The organism is Thermodesulfobacteriota bacterium (genome assembly GCA_040758155.1).
Lineage (GTDB): Bacteria > Desulfobacterota > Deferrimicrobia > Deferrimicrobiales > Deferrimicrobiaceae > UBA2219.
In genome coordinates this window covers 1-16,060 of record JBFLWB010000089.1, presented here as the reverse complement: position 1 = coordinate 16,060, position 16,060 = coordinate 1, and the positions used below count along the sequence as shown (strand labels likewise).

The following is a 16,060-nucleotide window of genomic DNA, read 5'->3' as shown; positions in this document are numbered from 1 at the left end:
TATGGCTTGTAAGCCGGAACGCGATGTGGAGATTTTTTACGGTTTTTGTTTTTTCAGCTAAAGTTCCGGTTCATGAGGTCCGAAAGGAGGTGTTGCCCGGTCATGGTTCCACGGTTTCAGGAGGGCTCCATCAACCACAAGTATTTCTCTGTAAGGAGGGGAAAGTGAGACGAACTACGGCTTTTCTGTTTGTCCTGCTGCTGTTTGCGCCGGCCCTGTTCCTGGGCTGCACGGGAGACACCGGCCCCGCGGGACCTGCGGGCGCCGCGGGCGGCACCGCGGGCCCCGGCGACCTCGTTCCGGGGTTCCCTGCGCCTCCGGCGGATAACCTGACGACGGCGTCCGAGACCTGCAACGTCTGCCACGGGGTCGGCGCGCGGTTCCTGCCCATGAACGAGTTTCACGACGCCGCGGTCCTCGATCCGGTCAACACGATCGTCCTGAACATCACCGGAGTGACCTTCCCGGCGACGCCTCCCGTCCAGCCGGTCGTGACGTTCACGATCACCCGGAACGGCGCGGCGTTCACCGGCATCGCGGCGGACGCCACGCTGCGGACCCGACTCTCCTTCGGCATCGCCAAGCTGATCCCCGGGGCGAACGGCGATCCGGACACGTGGCAGAGCTACATCACCAGGGAGGCGAGCGCCAGCACCACAAACGTACCCGGAGGCGTCAATGCGATCACTGTGCCCGTCGGCCAGGCCACGGCGGCCAGCCACGGGACCAACGCCGTCACCGGCGGCACCCTGGTCGAGACCGGCACTGCCGGTACCTACACATTCACGTTCAACCAGCCGCTGGATAACGCTGTGACGTTCCCCGGCTCGGGCGTGCTCGTGGGCTACGACAACACCCTCACCCACCGGGTGGCCGTCCAGACCGCCACCACGCTTGTCACCGAAGGGGACGCCCGCGTGAACGACACTCTCGACGTCCGTCCCGACGGCGGCGCGATAACGGTCACCCGCAACGTCGCCACGACGGCCTCCTGCCTCGAGTGCCACACGCTGTCGACGGTCGCCCCGAGGTGGGGGTTCCACAGCGGCGGCGCCCGCGTCGAGGTGGAGTACTGCGTGGTGTGCCACAACCCGAACTCGATCGATCCCCAGAGCGGGGAAACCGTTGACATGGGCGTGATGACCCACAAGATCCACCGCGGGAAGAACCTCCCCACGGTGCTCGCCGGCGGCAGCTACATCATCTGGGGCAACAACAACAGCGTGCATGACTACTCCCACGTCGGCTATCCCCAGGACGTGCGCAACTGCACCAAGTGCCATAACGCGGCCGACGCCGCCACCCCCGACGGGAACAACTGGCGGGAGCGGCCCTCGCAGAATGCCTGCGGGAGCTGCCACGACGACATCAGCTTCGCGGCCACTCCGCCTGCGGGGAAAGTCCAGCATTCCGGCGGCCCGATCGCGGACAACTCGAGCTGCGTCGTCTGCCACCCGGCCGACGGCTTCGGCGTGGGGCTGAGCGTGACCGTCGCCCACCAGATCCCGGAGCGGGTAGCCGCGGCCGATTTCCAGTTCAACGTCCTTTCCGTAACCGGCACTGCGCCCGGCCAGCGGCCGGTCGTCACCTTCTCGGTGACCAATCCGAACGACAACACCGCGTATGACATCCTCACCCATCCCGCGTTCACGGTCCCCGGCGGCGCCAGCCGGCTGGCGGTCCTGATCGGCTGGATGACCGGGGAAGTCGGGCTGGGCACTCCCGCTGCCGACTACACCAACAAGGGCTCCGGCAACAACGTCGGCCAGCCCGTGTCGATCAACCCGCTCGCCGCCGGCGTGGCGACGAACAACGGGAACGGGACCTTCGCCGTGACCTCTCCTGTCGCGATCCCGGCGGATGCGATCGGGACCGGCATCGCCGCCCTGGAGGGGCACCCGGCCCTCACGGACGGGACCCGTCTCCCCGTGCGCAACGCGTTCCTCTATTTCGGGATCACCGATGTCGATCCCGTGCCGCGGCGCCAGGTGGTCACGGCCACGGGTCAGCCGCTCAAGTGCGACAACTGCCATGACCAGCTCACCATCCATGGCGCGAACCGCACCGATTCCATCGAGGTCTGCGTGATCTGCCACAACCCGAACGCCACCGACATCGGCCGGCGTCCGGCCTCGCCTGCCGTCGGGATCGACGGAAAGCGCGAGGAGACCATCGACTTCAAGAACATGATCCACGCGATCCACGGCTCCGGCGTGACCCACGGCGGAGGCGGCTCTCCCCGCACGACGGCGCTGGTCGTCTACGGCTTCGGCGGGAACCCGGCCGACTTCGGCGAAGTCACCTACCCGGGGAACATGCGCCGGTGCAGCCAGTGCCACGAAGGCACCACCTGGCAGCTCCCGATGCAGCCCGGCATCCTTGCGACGACCGTCAACAGCCCGACGAGCCTGACGGATCCGGACGACGACGGCAACATGACCAAGAACGCCGGCGTCTGCTCCGCCTGCCATGACTCCGCGCCGATCCGGGCGCACATGGTGGTCAACGGGGCGCACTTCAACGTGCTCCAGGGCAACATCATCGAGTAGCTCCACCGGGCGGGCCCTTCGGGGCCCGCCCGCTTTTCTTTTTCCTTCCCGCCAGGAACGCACCGCCCGCCGCGATCCAGAGAACCGCCGGAACCAGCCGATATCCGTAATCCCGATAGAACGTGGCGCGCGGCTCCTTCCGGTAAGGGATTTCGTAGACGGAGGCCCATTCCTTGCGGAGGGGGGAGCGTTCGAGAAGAGTGCCGTCCGCCAGGATCGCGGCGGAGAAGCCGGTGCTGGTGGCGCGGACCACGGGAAGGCGGAACTCGATCCCGCGGGCCAGCGTCATCATGAGGTGCTGGCGCGGCTCGGCCCAATCCCCGAACCAGGAATCGTTGGTCACGTTCAGGAAGAGCTGCGCCCCCTGCTCCGCCAGGGAGCGGGAGAACCCGGGGAAGAGCCCTTCGTAGCAGATCTGCGGTCCCAATATCAATCCGTTCAGCGTTCTCGTCTCCGGCCCGTTTCCCCGGGCGAAGTCGGCCGTGCGGGGGAACAGTCCCTTGAGCGCCGGGAACGCCGCGCTTCCCGGGACGTACTCCCCGAACGCCAGGAGCTTCGTTTTATGGTACGGCGCCGCCGCCTGCCTTCCGTTCCCGTCGAACAGGAACAGGGCGTTCGTCCGCTTTCCGGAGGACGCGTCGTATCCCCGCGCGCCTGCGACCAGCGCGATCGCGTGGCGGGACAGGTATTCCCGCAGCAGGAGGACGTTCCCTTCCTCCATGCCGGCCGGGTGGATGATGTCGGGAAACGCCGATTCCGGCCACACCGCGAAATCCGGCGGGCTCCCGGCCGATGCCGCCAGCCCCCGCGAGGTCGCGGAGAAGTAGCTCGCCAGGATCTCCTCCCGGAAGCGATCTCCCCGCTCCTCCCGCAATCGGAGGTAATCGCCGATGTTCCCCTGGACGACCAGGATTCGCACCTTCGCGTCGGGGGGAGGAAGGGTTTTCCCCCGGAACCATCCCGATGCGTTGAGGACGGCGAGGAAGGCCAGGGCAGCCCCGAGGGCGGCCGCGCCCTTCCGCGATCCGCGGTTTTCCCATGACGCGAGGAACGCAAGGTTGAGCCCGATCGTCGCAGCGCCCAGCCCCTCGAATCCCACGAATTCCGCGAGCTGGAAGGCGGGCATCCCGGCCCCGAACCATGCGTACCCGAGGTTCCACGGGAAAAGCATCGGCCAGATCGACCAGGCAAGAGCGGTCAGCGAGGCGAGAAGGAATCGTTCCGCCCCGGGGGAAAATTTCCGGCGGGAACGGAGCAGCGCGAAGGCGAGCCCGGCCGCGGGGAGGAACATGTGCCCGAGGGCGGCGAACAGGAGAAGAACGAGGATGGAGACGGGCCGGGAGAGGCGGCCGAATTCGTGGGCGGTGTGGGCCACCCAATGGGAAACGATCAGCGTCAGGACGAACTGGGCGAGCCATCCTCCGAACAGGACCCTTTTCCAGGATGTTTCGCGAAGCCAGAAGAGCCAGAGGGGAACGAGACAGAAGAAAAGCGCCCAGGGAGGGAAGGGGATGTAGCTGAAACCGGCGAGCGCGCCGGAGAGAACGGGGAGCAGGAGCGTCATACGCCTATTTTATCTGTGGTATTTTATCTTTTAGAAGGCCACGCGATGCAGATTTCCGGAAAATCCACGGGAGGAATGAAATTGCGAAGAATCCTGGTCCTGTTATCCGTGCTGCTCGCGGCGACAGCGGTTGTTTCCTGCGGGAAGGGCGGCAAGGAACCGGCCGACGTCGGCGCGAGGGGAAAGGTCCTCGCGACGGTGAACGGTGTCCCGATCTACGAGAACGACCTGATGCAGGCCGCGCGGGGCCAGGATCCGGGCGGAGACCCGTTGCGAAGCCTGGTCCGCCAGGAGCTGATCCATCAGAAGGCGTTGAAGCTGGGGCTGGACAACGACAAGGAGTACCGCAGGAGGGTCGGGCAGGCCGAAGCCCAGCTTCAGATGTTCCGGAAGCAGGAGCTGTCGAGAATCCTGAATGACCACATCGTGCGCCAGGCCGTCGTGACGGATGCGGAGATCCGGGAATTCTTCGAGAAGAACGCCGATTTCATCCGGACGCAATATCACGTGCAGATGATCTTCTACCGTGGAGACGAGTCCCGGCTCGCCGATGATTACAGGGCGCTCCAGGGCGGAACGCCGTTCGAGGAGGTGGCGTCCCGGCGCTTCCCGGGGATTCCGAAAGGATCGAAAGCCCCCTGGGACCTCGGATTTCTCGCCTGGGACCGGGTTCCCGAGGAGTGGCGGGAGATCCTTCCGGGGCTGGAGCCGGGCAAGGTGAGCCCGATCCTGTCCCTGCCCGGCGGACACCGCGGGATCATCCGGGTGGTCGCGAAGAAAGTCGACCCGGTCCTCTCCCTGAGCTCGGAAAGGGAGAAAATCGTCAACCGGATGCGCAAGCGGAAAATCGAGGAGCTCCAGGAGAAGATGGTCGCGGAGATGGAGAAGGAATCGGAGATCGTCTACAAGAAGTAGCGGGATCTCGAGGAATCGGCGAATTTCTCCGGGGCTCCTTCCGATAAGAAGAGGAACGGAATCATCACGGGAGCTCGGATGCGACGGGACGATTGGAAATACGACGAGGATTCTTGGGAGGAAGTGCAGGAGGGGGAGCGCGTCCAGCCGCCGGCGGAGAAGCAATGCCGGAACTGCCTGCACTGGATCGGCACGGAAGCGCTCTATTGCAGCTGGTGCGGAAAAGCCCAGGAGGAGGAGAAGAAGAAGCGGTAAGACATCGGATTATTTCTTGACATCGAAAGGACCGGTTGTTAACGTTTGGAATGCTGCAAATCTACGGCTTTTTGCCCATGTTTGCCAGCGGAATCCAGCCAGGAGGTACGAAGCAGTGGCACAAGGAACGGTGAAGTGGTTCAACGACGCGAAGGGGTACGGTTTCATCGCACAGGAAGGCGGGCCGGACGTGTTCGTGCATTTCAGCGCGATCAAGATGGACGGCTTCCGCTCCCTGAAGGAAGGCGAGCGCGTCGAGTTCGAAATCACGGAAGGCCCCAAGGGACCCCAGGCCGCCAACGTCACCAAGGCGTAACGACGGTAACCCGGGAGAAAAAACCCTGAAAACAAGAACCCCGGCGGGAAACCGCCGGGGTTTTTTTTTGATGCCATGGATGGCATCATGCCGCGGAGGCCATGGATGGCCGGGAGCGGCGAGCCATGCGCCCCGCGCTGTCGCCGTGCTCCTTACTTCGCGGGAGGCGCGGCCGGGGCCGGCGGTGCGGCCGGCGCCTGCGGCGCCGGGGCGGGAACGGCCGACGCGGGGGCGCTGCCCTTCATGAGACTCCGGGTTTGCCCGCCGCCGGAGAAGTAGGCCAGGAACAGCGACGTGATCATGAACAGGATCGCCGCCCCCGCCGTCAGCTTGCCGAGGAAGCTGGTGGGCCCGGAGGAGCCGAAGAGCGTCTGGGAGGATCCGCCGCCGAAGACCGCGCCGATGTCGGAGCCTTTCCCGGTCTGGAGGAGGATGACGAGGATCATGGCGATCGATACGACCACGTGCAGGATGACGATGAACGTGTACATGGCTTGCTCCGCTTCTTCGAGAGACGTTATTTGAACTTCACGATCCGGGCGAACGAATCCGCCTTGAGGCTTGCGCCGCCCACCAGGGCGCCGTCGATATCTTCCTTCGACATCAGCGTGTCGATGTTGTCCGGCTTCACGGAGCCGCCGTACAGGATGCGGACGGAGTCCGCCGCGGCGCCCCATGCCCCTTTAAGGCGCGAGCGCAGGAAGGCATGGACCTCCTGCGCCTGCTCCGGCGTCGCCGTCCTGCCGGTCCCGATGGCCCAGACCGGCTCGTAGGCCACGACGACCTTCGGCCCTTCGGCCGCCGGGACGTCCTTCAGCCCCTCGATGAGCTGCGTTTCGACCACTTCGAAGGTCTTCCCGGACTCGCGCTGCTCCAGCGTCTCCCCCAGGCAGAAGATCGGGGTCAGCCCGGCGGCGAGCGCCGCGCGGACCTTCCGGTTCGCCGACCCGTCGGTCTCGGAGTAGTACTGCCGGCGCTCGGAGTGCCCGATGATGCAGTGGGTCGCCCCGGCCTCCTTCAGCATCCGCGGGGAGACCTCCCCGGTGTAGGCGCCCTCGTCCTCGAAATGGACGTTCTGCGAAGCCACGGAGACGCCGCTGCCCCGGACCAGCTCCGCGACGGTCCCGATCGACGGGTACGGCGGCGCGAGGACGATCTCGACCCCCCGGGCGTCGGACACCAGCGGAAGGAACGCCCTCACGAACGCCGCGGCTTCCCCCGCGGTCTTGTACATCTTCCAGTTGCCCGTGATGACCGGGACGCGCATGGCGTCAGCGGGCCCCGGACACGTATTTGGCCAGGTCGACGAGGCGGCTGGAATAGCCCCACTCGTTGTCGTACCAGGCCAGGACCTTCACCATCTTGCCGGCGATGACCTTCGTCGACAGGGAGTCGAACGCGGACGAGCACGGGTCGTGGTTGAAGTCGATGGAGACCAGCGGAGCGTCCACGTACTGCAGGATCCCCTTCAGCGGCCCCTCGGCGGCCTTCTTCATCGCCGCGTTGACCTCCTCGGCCGTGACGGTCTTCGTAAGCTCCGCCGTCAGGTCGACGACCGAGACGTTCGGGGTCGGGACGCGGATCGCCATCCCGTCGAGCTTCCCCTTCAGCTCGGGGATGACCAGGGAGACGGCCTTTGCGGCCCCGGTGGTCGTGGGGATCATCGACATCCCGGCGGCGCGGGCCCTGCGGAGGTCCTTGTGCGGCAGGTCGAGGATCTTCTGGTCGTTGGTGTAGGCGTGGATCGTGGTCATCAGCCCCCGTTCGATGCCGAAGTTGTCGAGGAGCACCTTGGCCACCGGCGCGAGGCAGTTCGTGGTGCAGGAGGCGTTGGAGAGGATCCGGTGCTTCGCCGGGTCGAACGTCTTCTCGTTCACCCCCATGACGATGGTGGCGTCCTCGCCCTTGGCCGGCGCGGAGACGATGACGCGCTTCGCGCCCGCCTTCAGGTGCTTCTCGCACCCCTCGCGGTCGGTGTACTTGCCGGTGGACTCGATGACGATCTCGACGCCCAGCTTGCCCCAGGGAAGCTCCGCGGGATCCTTGACCGCAAGGACCTGGATCTCCTTCCCGGCCACCACGATGGCGTTTTCCTTCGCCGAGACGGACTCTTCGAACCGTCCGTGGACGGAGTCGTACTGGAGGAGGTGCGCCAGCGTCTTCGCGTCGGTGATGTCGTTGACGGCGACGACCTCCAGAGCGGGGTCCTTGTATGCTGCGCGGAAGAAGTTCCGTCCGATCCGTCCGAATCCGTTGATGCCCACTTTCACGGCCATGGCGTATACCTCCGTCGGGTTCTCTCAGGGATGACGTCCCGGGAAAAGAGTAATTATACCTTGACCTTATCCACTGTCAAATGGGGCAGGTATATAATCAGTTGAACCCGATCCCCTTCTTTCGGAGGAGGTCCTTCGGGTCGATCGTCCCCTCCTTGGAGAAGGGGATGTGGACGAGCCCGACGACGGGGGCCGTCACCCCCACGGAGCCGTTGAAAGAGTAGGGGACCGCGCGGGCTCCGAGGAACTCCTGGAGCGCGGCCGGGAACGCCTCGACGGACAGGAGCACGGGGACCTCCACGATCGTTTCGCCGGACGCCTCGATGCGGGTCTCCTCTTTCTTCTCCCCGCTTGCGAGGCGCTGCGTCCCGAGGGTCGCAGTGTAGGAGACCTGGGACACGACCAGCGCGTAGGAATTGGGATTGGTCACCGACAGGTGAAGGATCGCCTCCAGCGGTTCCCGGGACTGGAAGGGGTTCCCGGCGAGGCCGATGGAGACCAGCCTCACCTTCGGGTTCTTGAAGACGCTCCGGACCAGCGGCTTGCAGGAGGACGCGGAGAGCAGGAGCGCCGGGAGGAGCAGGAGGAGGGCCAGCCGCTTGACGATCCGGATCTCCGACGTGCGGGCGCACCCGGCGCTGCCGGAGAGCGCGCTGTTCGATCGCATAAGGAAGATTATAGGCGTTCCGGCCGGGGAGATGGTGCGGTTTTCCGTCGTGCGCCGGGGGCTCGATGCACGCGGAAAGGGGAGCGTGCGGAGGGTCTACACCGTGGAGCTCGCCCTGCGGTCCGAGGCGGAAGAGGAGGCGGTCTGCGCCCGCGTCCCGAACGCACGGCGGCGGGAGCCCTCCCCCGATCCGTTCCCGCCTGCCCCCGTGCGGAAACCTCCCGTCCCCCCCGTGGTGGTGGGGATGGGGCCGGCGGGGCTGTTCGCCGCGTTGACGCTGGCGCGGTTCGGCGCCCCTCCCGTGATCCTCGAGCGCGGGCGGCCGGTCGAGGAGCGGCGCCGCGACGTGGACCGGTTCTGGAAGGACGGCGTCCTCGATCCGGAGAGCAACGTCCAGTTCGGGGAGGGCGGGGCCGGGACCTTCTCCGACGGGAAGCTCTCCACGCGGATCGGGGACCCGCTCGTGGAGCACGTCGTTTCCGTCTTCGCGGAGCTCGCCGCCATCCCCGACCTTCCCCTCGACGCGAAGCCGCACGTCGGGACCGACCGCCTGCTGGGCTTCTGCCGCCGGATGCGGGAAGAGCTTCTCGCCCTGGGGGCGACGGTGCGTTTCGGGGCGCGCGTCGATGGGCTGCTCGTGGAGGGCGACGCGGTCCGCGGGGTGCGGCTGGCGGGAGGGGAGGAGATCCTTTCCCCCGTCGTGGTGCTGGCGGTGGGCCACTCCGCGAGGGACACGGTCCGGCGGCTGCACGGGCAGGGCGTGCACATGACCCCCAAGGGGTTCGCCGTGGGGTTCCGCGTGGAGCATCCGCAGCGGCTGATCGACCGGATCCAGTACGGGCGGGACGCGGGGAAGGGGCTCCCCCCCGCCGACTACCGCCTCGCGGCGCGCGCCCCGGGCGGACGCGGCGTCTACTCCTTCTGCATGTGCCCGGGCGGGGAAGTGCTGCAGGCAGCGTCCGGGGAAGGGCAGGCGGTGGTCAACGGGATGAGCCGGCGGGCGAGGGATTCCGGCTTCGCCAACAGCGGCATCGTGGCGGCGGTGGGTCCGGAGGAGTACGGGGCGGCCGCGGGGCCGGAGGGCTCCCCCCTTGCGGGGATCGTCTTCCAGGAAGAGATCGAGCGCCGCGCATGCGCGCGCGGAAGCGGGTCGTTCGCCCTCCCGGCGGCGAACCTCCTTTCCTTCGTCCACGGGACAGCGCTTTCTCCCTCCCCGGCGCGTACGCTGGCTCCCGGGACGGCGGAGGACACCCTTCGCGGGATCCTCCCGGAACGGGTGGAGGAGGACCTGCGGACCGGGCTCCTGCGGTTCGGGCAGACGATGCGCGGCTTCCTGACGAAGGAGGCGACGCTTTACGCCGTGGAGTCGCGGACCTCCTCGCCGGTGCGCATCGAGCGGGTGAATTATGAGTCGGTCTCCCGCAAAGGGTTGTATCCTGTGGGGGAAGGGGCGGGGCACGCCGGGGGGATCGTTTCCTCCGCCGTGGACGGGATCCGGGCGGCCCTTCGCATTCTCGAAACATATTCCACTTAGAAAGCCGAGGGCGTCGGAATGCCGAAGGTCCGGTACGTTAAGGATATCAAGGAAGGGGAGCAGATCCGGGAGCTGTTCCTCGTGGCGGGCAAGGCGCAGCTCACCAGCAACGCGGGGAAACCGTACCTGAGCCTGCAGCTCCGCGACCGGACGGGGACCATCGAGGCGAGGGTATGGGACCGGGCGGAGGAGATCGGCAAGCGGTTCGACCGGGACGACGTGGTCGAGGCCAGCGGCAGCGCGATCTCCTACCAGGGACGCGTCCAGCTCAAGGTCCACGACGTCCGCCGCGAGGAGGGGGGCGCGAGGGACCTTTCCGAGTACCTCCCGGTCACGCGGAAGGGGATCGACCCGCTCTGGTCGACGCTCCAGGCGCACATCGCCGAGGTGAAGGACCCGGACATCCGGAAGCTGCTGTCGGCCGTGTTTCCCGATCCGCCCGCGACGGACGTGGCGCGCCGGTTCCGCCAGGCGCCCGGCGGCAAGACGATGCACCACGACTACATCGGCGGGCTGCTGGAGCACACCGTTTCGGTCGCCGGGATCTGCCGGTTCCTCTCCTTCCATTACGAGAACGTGGACGCCGACATGCTGACCGCGGGGGCGCTGCTGCACGACGTGGGTAAGGTGCACGAGCTATCGTACGAGGGCGCCTTCGACTACACGGACGAGGGGCGGCTGCTGGGGCACCTCTACATGGGCGCGGAATACGTGGACGGCATCTGCGGATCCATTTCCGGCTTCCCCGGGGAGAAGACGATGCTGCTCAAGCACATGATCCTCTCCCACCATGGCGAGCTCGAGTACGGATCCCCCAAGCGGCCCAAGACGCTGGAGGCGGTCCTGCTCCATTTCGTGGAGAACATGGATGCCAAGGTGACGGCCTTCAACGACGCGATCGCGGACCTGCCGGAGGGCGCCCGCTGGACCGACTACCAGCGGATGTTCGAGCGGTACCTCTTCTCCGGGAAGTCCCCCCGCCCCCGGGGAGACGCCTGATGGAGGAGCTGCGGGAGTTCCTCGAGGAGCGGGAGCGGCAGCAGCTCCTGCGGCGGCTGTCCCCCTCCGAGGAGCGGCGCCCCGGCCTCGCGACGCGGGGAGGGCGGCAGTACGTCGACTTCTCCTCGAACGACTACCTTGGGCTCTCGTCCCACCCGGCGCTGGTCGCCGCGGCGAAGGACGCCCTCGACCGGTACGGGGTGGGCGCGGGGGCTTCCCGCCTGATGAGCGGAAACCTGGCGATCCACCACGAGCTGGAGGAGGCGGTCGCGTCGTTCAAGGGCGCGGAGAGCGCGCTGGTCTTCAACTCCGGGTACCAGGCGAACACGGGGATCGTCCCGGCGCTCTTCGGCCGCCACGACGTCATCCTCGCGGACCAGCTCTGCCACGCCAGCCAGCTCGACGGGGCGCTGCTCTCGCGCGCGACGCTGGTCCGGTTCCGCCACAACGATCCGGAGCATCTCTCCTCGCTGCTGGAGAAGCGCCGCGGGACGTTCCGCAAGGCGCTGGTGATGACGGAAAGCGTCTTCAGCATGGACGGCGACCGCGCTCCGCTGAAGCTTCTCCTCGAGACAGCGCGCCGCCACCAGTGTCTCTTCATGGTCGACGAGGCGCACGCAACGGGAGTCTTCGGGCCGCAGGGGCGGGGATGCGTCGAAGCGGAGGGGCTTACCGGGGAAGTCGATCTCGTGATGGGGACGTTCAGCAAGGCGCTGGGTTCCTTCGGCGCCTACCTTGCGGCCTCCCGGACGGTCGTCGAGTTCCTCGTGAACTCCGCCCGCAGCTTCATCTACTCGACGGCGCTGCCCGCCCCGGTGATCGCCGCGAACCTCGCGGCGCTGCGGCTTTGCCTCGAGGGCGAGACGCACGGGGAGCGGCTCCTGGCCCGATCGGAGGAGTTCCGGAGCGCTCTCCGGGCGAAAGGGTGGCTCGTGGGAGGCGACAGCCAGATCGTGCCGGTCGTGGTCGGCCAGAGTTCCCGGGCGGTCGAGCTTTCCGGGCGGCTGGCCGGGCAGGGATTCCTCTCCCTGCCGGTCCGCCCGCCGACGGTGCCGGAAGGGTCGGCAAGGCTGCGCTTCTCCCTGACCGCCGCCCACAAGGACTCCCACCTCAAAGGCGTCCTGGAGGCGCTCGGTGCCGCGTGAGGAGTTCGCCGTCGCGGGCGGGGGCGCGGCGCCCTCGCTGGTGCTGCTTCCCGGCTGGGCCACGGACAGCCGCGTGTTCGACGGCCTCTTTCCCGGCGTCGCCTCGGCGCGCGTTTCAGGGTCGCTGCGCCCCGACGGTTTCCATGACCGCCTGGCCGCTTTCCTGGACGGCGCGGCGCGCAACCCCGTGACGGTCATCGGGTGGTCGCTCGGAGGTTTCCTCGCGGCGGAGTTTGCGGCGCGGCATCCCGGGCGGGTGCGCCGGCTCGTCCTGGTCGGCGTCCGGAAGCGATACCCCGCGGCCGACGTGGAAGCGGCGCGGGAGCGGCTGCTGAGCGACCGGGAGGGCTGCCTTTCCGATTTCTATGCGCAGTGCTTCTTCCCTTCGCGGATGAAGGAATACCGGCGATTCCGCTCCGGCCTCCAGGCGGAGTACCTCCGGGAGATGGACGACGAGGCGCTGCTTTCCGGGCTGTCCTTCCTGTCCGGGGCCGTGCTGTCCGCGGAAGATCTCCCGGCGTGCCCCGTGACGATCGTCCACGGGGAGAGGGACGTGGTCGCCCCGGCCTCCGAGGCGGAGGAGCTGGCGCGGGAGTCGGGACGCGCGGCGTTCCGTCTTCTCGCGGGGGCGCCGCACGCCGCGTTCCTGGACGAGCGATTCCGGGCGGCCGCGTCCGATGACTGACCCCGCGGTCGCGCGCCGCTTCTCGATCGGCGCCTCGCGCTACGAGGCGCACGCCCACGCCCAGCGGCTGTCGGCTGCGGACCTCCTGGCGTTCACCCGGGACGCCCTCGAGGGGAGACGGGTCGAAAGCATCCTCGAGCCCGGCTGCGGGACCGGCCTTTACACCCGGATGCTCCTCGAAGCCTTTCCCGGCGCGTCGATCGAGGGGGTGGACATTTCCGCGGAGATGGTCCGGCTGGCGCGGGAGCGGATCGCCGACCCGAGGGCGCGCTTCGCGACGGGCGATGCCGAGGAGATCGTCTCGGGGACGTACGACCTGGTCACGTCGAACGCGACGTTCCAGTGGTTCCGGACGTTCGGGCGCACCGTGCGCCGGATGGCATCCCTGCTTTCGGAGGGCGGGCGCCTCACGTTCTCCTACTTCGGTCCGGGGACGTTCGCGGAGCTCGACGAGGCGATGCGGGCGGAGCGGGAGGGATCGCGCGCGGACCGGACCGCGGCGGCGGGGTTCCTCTCCCGGGAAGAGATCGAGGCCGCGATGTCCGGCGCCTTCGCCCGCTGGAGCGTCGAGGAGCGCTCGTACCGGCAGGATTTCCCGGACCTGATGGGGCTGCTGAAGAGCATCCGGTACACGGGGGTCGGCGGCTCCGGTTCGCAGGGCGGCTGGAGCCCTGGGCGGCTCGGCCGGGTCGAGCGGGCGTACCGGGAGCGGTTCGGCGCGATCCGGGCGACGTACCAGGTGTTCCTGTGCGGCGGGTCGGAGAGGAAGGAGGAAGCGCCATGAAGGGGATCTTCGTCACGGGCACCGATACCAACGTGGGGAAGACGATGGTCTGCGGCCTCCTGGCGGCATTCCTCCGCGAGCGGGGGATGAACGCCGTCACGCAGAAATGGGTGCAGACGGGGACCCAGGGATGGCCCGCGGACCTCGCGATGCACCGGCGCCTCATGAAGCTGCCGCAAGACATCCCGGAGGACATGCTCGGGGACCTCTGTCCGTACCGGTTCTCCTATCCAGCGTCGCCGCACCTGGCTGCGGAGCGGGAGGGGAAGCGGATCGATGTGTCGGTGATCGAGGCGGCGTACCGGCGGCTGGAGCGATCCCACGACGCCGTCGTCGTGGAAGGAGTGGGGGGATTCCTCGTTCCCCTGTCCCAGGAGATGCTGCTCGGCGATCTCGTCGCCCGCCTTGGGCTGCCCGTCCTGATCGTGGTGGGGAATCGTCTCGGGGCCATCAACCTCGCGCTGCTCACCGTTGAGGCGGTCCGCCGCCGGGAGATCCCGCTGGCGGGGCTGGTCTTCAACCGGCCGCCGGGAGGCGTCGACTGGTGCCCGGAGGAGCTGCTGGCCGACAACATCCGCGTCATCGCGGAGATCGCGAAGGCGCCGGTTTTGGGGGAGGTGCCGTTTTTGTCCCGCCCGGACGCGGACGCCGAGGCGTTCGAGCCGGTGGGGCAGGCGTTCCTCGAGCGGTGGAGGACGGCCTGATGCCCGTCTGGCATCCGTACACGCAGATGAGCACCCTGGCGGCCGACCCGTCGCTGCGGATCGAGCGCGCGGAGGGGCTGTTCCTGTACGACACGGACGGGAACCGGTACTACGACGCGATCTCGAGCTGGTGGTGCGTGGTCCACGGCCACGGGCATCCGCGGATCCGCGAGGCCGCGGCGCGACAGATGGAGCGGCTGGACCATGTCCTGTTCGCCGGCGTCACCCACGAGCCCGCGGAGCGGCTTGCCGCGCGTCTTTCCGCCATCGCCCCCGGAGGGCTCTCGCGCGTCTTCTTCTCGGACAACGGCTCCACGGCGGTGGAAGTGGCGCTCAAGATGTCGCTCCAGTACCGGCGGAACGCGGGGGAGGAGCGGCGGACCGGGTTCGTGTGCCTCGACCGCGGGTACCACGGCGACACCACGGGGTGCATGAGCGTCAGCGGCGTGGAGGCGTTTCTCCGCTCATTCCTCCCGATCCTGTTTCCCTCCCGGCGCGTCCCGGCGCCGTGCTGCTACCGGTGCCCCGCGGGGAAGTCGCATCCCGGCTGCGACGCGGCCTGCCTGCGCTTCCTGGAGGAGGCGCTGGAGGAGGAGAAGGGAAGGACCACGGCGGTCATCCTCGAGCCGTTGCTGATGGCCGCGGGGGGGATGATCGTCTACCCGCCGGAATACCTCGCCGGCGCGGCGCGGCTGGCCCGCGCCTTCGGCGCGCAGCTGATCGTCGACGAGGTGGCGACGGGGTTCGGCCGCACGGGGACGATGTTCGCGTGCGAACAGGCCGGCGTCTCTCCCGACTTTCTGTGCCTGTCGAAGGGGATCGCGGCGGGGACGATTCCCTTCGCGGCGACGCTTACCACCGACGCGGTGCACGAGGCTTTCCTCGGGGAGCCGGACAGCGGGAAGACCTTCTACCACGGCCACACCTACACGGCGAACCCGGTGGGTTGCGCCGTGGCGAACGCCTCCCTCGACCTGTTCGAAGAGAACGCACTGTTGGAGAATGTCCGTGCTGTTGCGCCGCGGCTGGGGGGGGCGTTCCGCTCCTTCGCCGGCCTGCCGGGCGTGGGGGACGTCCGGCACATCGGCATGGTGGCCGCCCTCGAGATGGTGAAGGACCGGAAGACGAAGGAACCGCTGCCGGGGACCGACCCGCTCTTCCGCGCGGTGAGGCGCGAGGGGCTGCGCCGCGGGCTGCTCCTCCGCCCGCTGGGTAACGTGATCTACCTGTTCCTCCCGCAATGCACGACGCCTGCGGAGCTGGAGGACATCCTCGACCGGTTCGAGGCGACGCTGCGGAGCGTCCTCCGGTGACCGCCGCGGGCCCCTGCCTGGCGCACGAGACACTCCCCTTCGGGGACGCCTCGCAGCCGGACCAAAGTGTGTACGTCCTCAGCAAGGGGAGTGTCTTGATGATGTCAAAAGTGGTATCATAATTTCCGATGACGCAGCGAGGGAAGCTCGTCGACAAGGCCCGGAACAACCCGGCAGGCATCCGCTTCGGGGAACTTTGCCTTATGGCCGAGCATTTGGGTTTCGTCAAGCGGGGAGGCAAGGGTTCCCACGTCGTCTACGTGAAAGAGGGCGTGGAGGAGATTTTAACTTTCCAGGATCGGCACGGGATGGCAAAGCCGTATCAAGTGAAACAATTGCTCGCGGTGATCGAGA

17 protein-coding genes are annotated in these 16,060 nt (G+C 67.7%); 12 read left to right on the top strand and 5 right to left on the bottom strand.

The annotated features are described in order from the left end of the window. The first annotated feature begins 164 nt into the window (after positions 1 to 164). Entirely contained in the window at positions 165 to 2,549 is a 2,385-nt protein-coding gene (locus AB1346_05335; protein ID MEW6719851.1) for an OmcA/MtrC family decaheme c-type cytochrome, read from the top strand. On the opposite strand, the gene lnt is transcribed toward AB1346_05335, so the two are convergent. Then, positions 2,539 to 4,113 carry an apolipoprotein N-acyltransferase gene (gene lnt / locus AB1346_05330; protein MEW6719850.1) on the bottom strand — a complete coding sequence of 525 codons (1,575 nt, stop codon included), beginning with the start codon at positions 4,111 to 4,113 and terminating at the stop codon, positions 2,539 to 2,541. The genes AB1346_05335 and lnt overlap by 11 nt on opposite strands. 81 nt (positions 4,114 to 4,194) lie before the next feature. On the opposite strand from lnt, the gene AB1346_05325 reads away from it, so the two are divergent. From AB1346_05325 to AB1346_05315, 3 genes are all read left to right on the top strand, one after another. Beyond that, a complete protein-coding gene (locus AB1346_05325) occupies positions 4,195 to 5,028 on the top strand; it encodes a peptidyl-prolyl cis-trans isomerase (protein MEW6719849.1) in 834 nt (277 codons plus the stop codon). A gap of 78 nt (positions 5,029 to 5,106) precedes the next feature. Beyond that, positions 5,107 to 5,283 carry a hypothetical protein gene (locus AB1346_05320; protein MEW6719848.1) on the top strand — a complete coding sequence of 59 codons (177 nt, stop codon included), beginning with the start codon at positions 5,107 to 5,109 and terminating at the stop codon, positions 5,281 to 5,283. A 115-nt stretch (positions 5,284 to 5,398) separates the two neighbouring features. Next, on the top strand, positions 5,399 to 5,599 hold the full coding sequence (locus AB1346_05315) for a cold shock domain-containing protein (GenBank protein MEW6719847.1): 201 nt from the start codon (positions 5,399 to 5,401) through the stop codon (positions 5,597 to 5,599). A gap of 152 nt (positions 5,600 to 5,751) precedes the next feature. Here the strand turns inward: AB1346_05315 and secG are convergent, their stop codons facing one another. The 4 genes from secG to AB1346_05295 form a co-directional block, all read right to left on the bottom strand. After that, positions 5,752 to 6,090 carry a preprotein translocase subunit SecG gene (gene secG / locus AB1346_05310; protein ID MEW6719846.1) on the bottom strand — a complete coding sequence of 113 codons (339 nt, stop codon included), beginning with the start codon at positions 6,088 to 6,090 and terminating at the stop codon, positions 5,752 to 5,754. A 26-nt stretch (positions 6,091 to 6,116) separates the two neighbouring features. Then, entirely contained in the window at positions 6,117 to 6,866 is a 750-nt protein-coding gene (gene tpiA / locus AB1346_05305) for a triose-phosphate isomerase (GenBank protein MEW6719845.1), read from the bottom strand. 4 nt (positions 6,867 to 6,870) lie between these two features. Further along, entirely contained in the window at positions 6,871 to 7,875 is a 1,005-nt protein-coding gene (gene gap, locus AB1346_05300) for a type I glyceraldehyde-3-phosphate dehydrogenase (protein ID MEW6719844.1), read from the bottom strand. 97 nt (positions 7,876 to 7,972) lie between these two features. Beyond that, positions 7,973 to 8,542: an LEA type 2 family protein gene (locus AB1346_05295; GenBank protein ID MEW6719843.1), complete on the bottom strand. Its 570-nt coding sequence runs from the start codon at positions 8,540 to 8,542 to the stop codon at positions 7,973 to 7,975. Between AB1346_05295 and AB1346_05290 the strand changes: the two genes are divergently transcribed. The 8 genes from AB1346_05290 to AB1346_05255 all read left to right on the top strand — a co-directional run. After that, positions 8,475 to 10,076, top strand: coding sequence for an FAD-dependent protein (locus AB1346_05290; GenBank protein MEW6719842.1), 1,602 nt, complete (start codon positions 8,475 to 8,477; stop codon positions 10,074 to 10,076). The genes AB1346_05295 and AB1346_05290 overlap by 68 nt on opposite strands. Positions 10,077 to 10,094: 18 nt before the next feature. Then, complete coding sequence (locus AB1346_05285; GenBank protein ID MEW6719841.1) at positions 10,095 to 11,075, top strand: HD domain-containing protein; 981 nt, start codon at positions 10,095 to 10,097, stop codon at positions 11,073 to 11,075. Next, positions 11,075 to 12,220, top strand: a complete 1,146-nt coding sequence (bioF, locus tag AB1346_05280) for an 8-amino-7-oxononanoate synthase (GenBank protein MEW6719840.1) — start codon at positions 11,075 to 11,077, stop codon at positions 12,218 to 12,220. The genes AB1346_05285 and bioF overlap by 1 nt, the downstream gene beginning before the upstream one ends. Next, a complete protein-coding gene (locus AB1346_05275) occupies positions 12,210 to 12,905 on the top strand; it encodes an alpha/beta fold hydrolase (GenBank protein MEW6719839.1) in 696 nt (231 codons plus the stop codon). The genes bioF and AB1346_05275 overlap by 11 nt, the downstream gene beginning before the upstream one ends. Next, positions 12,898 to 13,689, top strand: coding sequence for a methyltransferase domain-containing protein (locus AB1346_05270; protein MEW6719838.1), 792 nt, complete (start codon positions 12,898 to 12,900; stop codon positions 13,687 to 13,689). Before AB1346_05275 ends, AB1346_05270 begins: the two co-directional genes overlap by 8 nt. Next, positions 13,686 to 14,393 (top strand): dethiobiotin synthase, encoded by a 708-nt coding sequence (bioD, locus tag AB1346_05265; GenBank protein MEW6719837.1) that lies wholly within the window; start codon positions 13,686 to 13,688, stop codon positions 14,391 to 14,393. Before AB1346_05270 ends, bioD begins: the two co-directional genes overlap by 4 nt. Further along, on the top strand, positions 14,393 to 15,706 hold the full coding sequence (bioA, locus tag AB1346_05260; GenBank protein MEW6719836.1) for an adenosylmethionine--8-amino-7-oxononanoate transaminase: 1,314 nt from the start codon (positions 14,393 to 14,395) through the stop codon (positions 15,704 to 15,706). The genes bioD and bioA overlap by 1 nt, the downstream gene beginning before the upstream one ends. Before the next feature lie 128 nt (positions 15,707 to 15,834). Then, the coding region (locus tag AB1346_05255; protein ID MEW6719835.1) for a type II toxin-antitoxin system HicA family toxin at positions 15,835 to 16,060 on the top strand (226 nt) is incomplete at its 3' end.

Coding starts and splice junctions, on each gene's coding strand:
- gap (MEW6719844.1), bottom strand. CDS start 7,875: ATGGCCGTGAAAGTGGGCATCAACGGATTCGGACGGATCGGACGGAAC.
- AB1346_05285 (MEW6719841.1), top strand. CDS start 10,095: ATGCCGAAGGTCCGGTACGTTAAGGATATCAAGGAAGGGGAGCAGATC.
- AB1346_05295 (MEW6719843.1), bottom strand. CDS start 8,542: ATGCGATCGAACAGCGCGCTCTCCGGCAGCGCCGGGTGCGCCCGCACG.
- bioF (MEW6719840.1), top strand. CDS start 11,075: ATGGAGGAGCTGCGGGAGTTCCTCGAGGAGCGGGAGCGGCAGCAGCTC.
- tpiA (MEW6719845.1), bottom strand. CDS start 6,866: ATGCGCGTCCCGGTCATCACGGGCAACTGGAAGATGTACAAGACCGCG.
- bioD (MEW6719837.1), top strand. CDS start 13,686: ATGAAGGGGATCTTCGTCACGGGCACCGATACCAACGTGGGGAAGACG.
- lnt (MEW6719850.1), bottom strand. CDS start 4,113: ATGACGCTCCTGCTCCCCGTTCTCTCCGGCGCGCTCGCCGGTTTCAGC.
- bioA (MEW6719836.1), top strand. CDS start 14,393: ATGCCCGTCTGGCATCCGTACACGCAGATGAGCACCCTGGCGGCCGAC.
- AB1346_05270 (MEW6719838.1), top strand. CDS start 12,898: ATGACTGACCCCGCGGTCGCGCGCCGCTTCTCGATCGGCGCCTCGCGC.
- secG (MEW6719846.1), bottom strand. CDS start 6,090: ATGTACACGTTCATCGTCATCCTGCACGTGGTCGTATCGATCGCCATG.
- AB1346_05320 (MEW6719848.1), top strand. CDS start 5,107: ATGCGACGGGACGATTGGAAATACGACGAGGATTCTTGGGAGGAAGTG.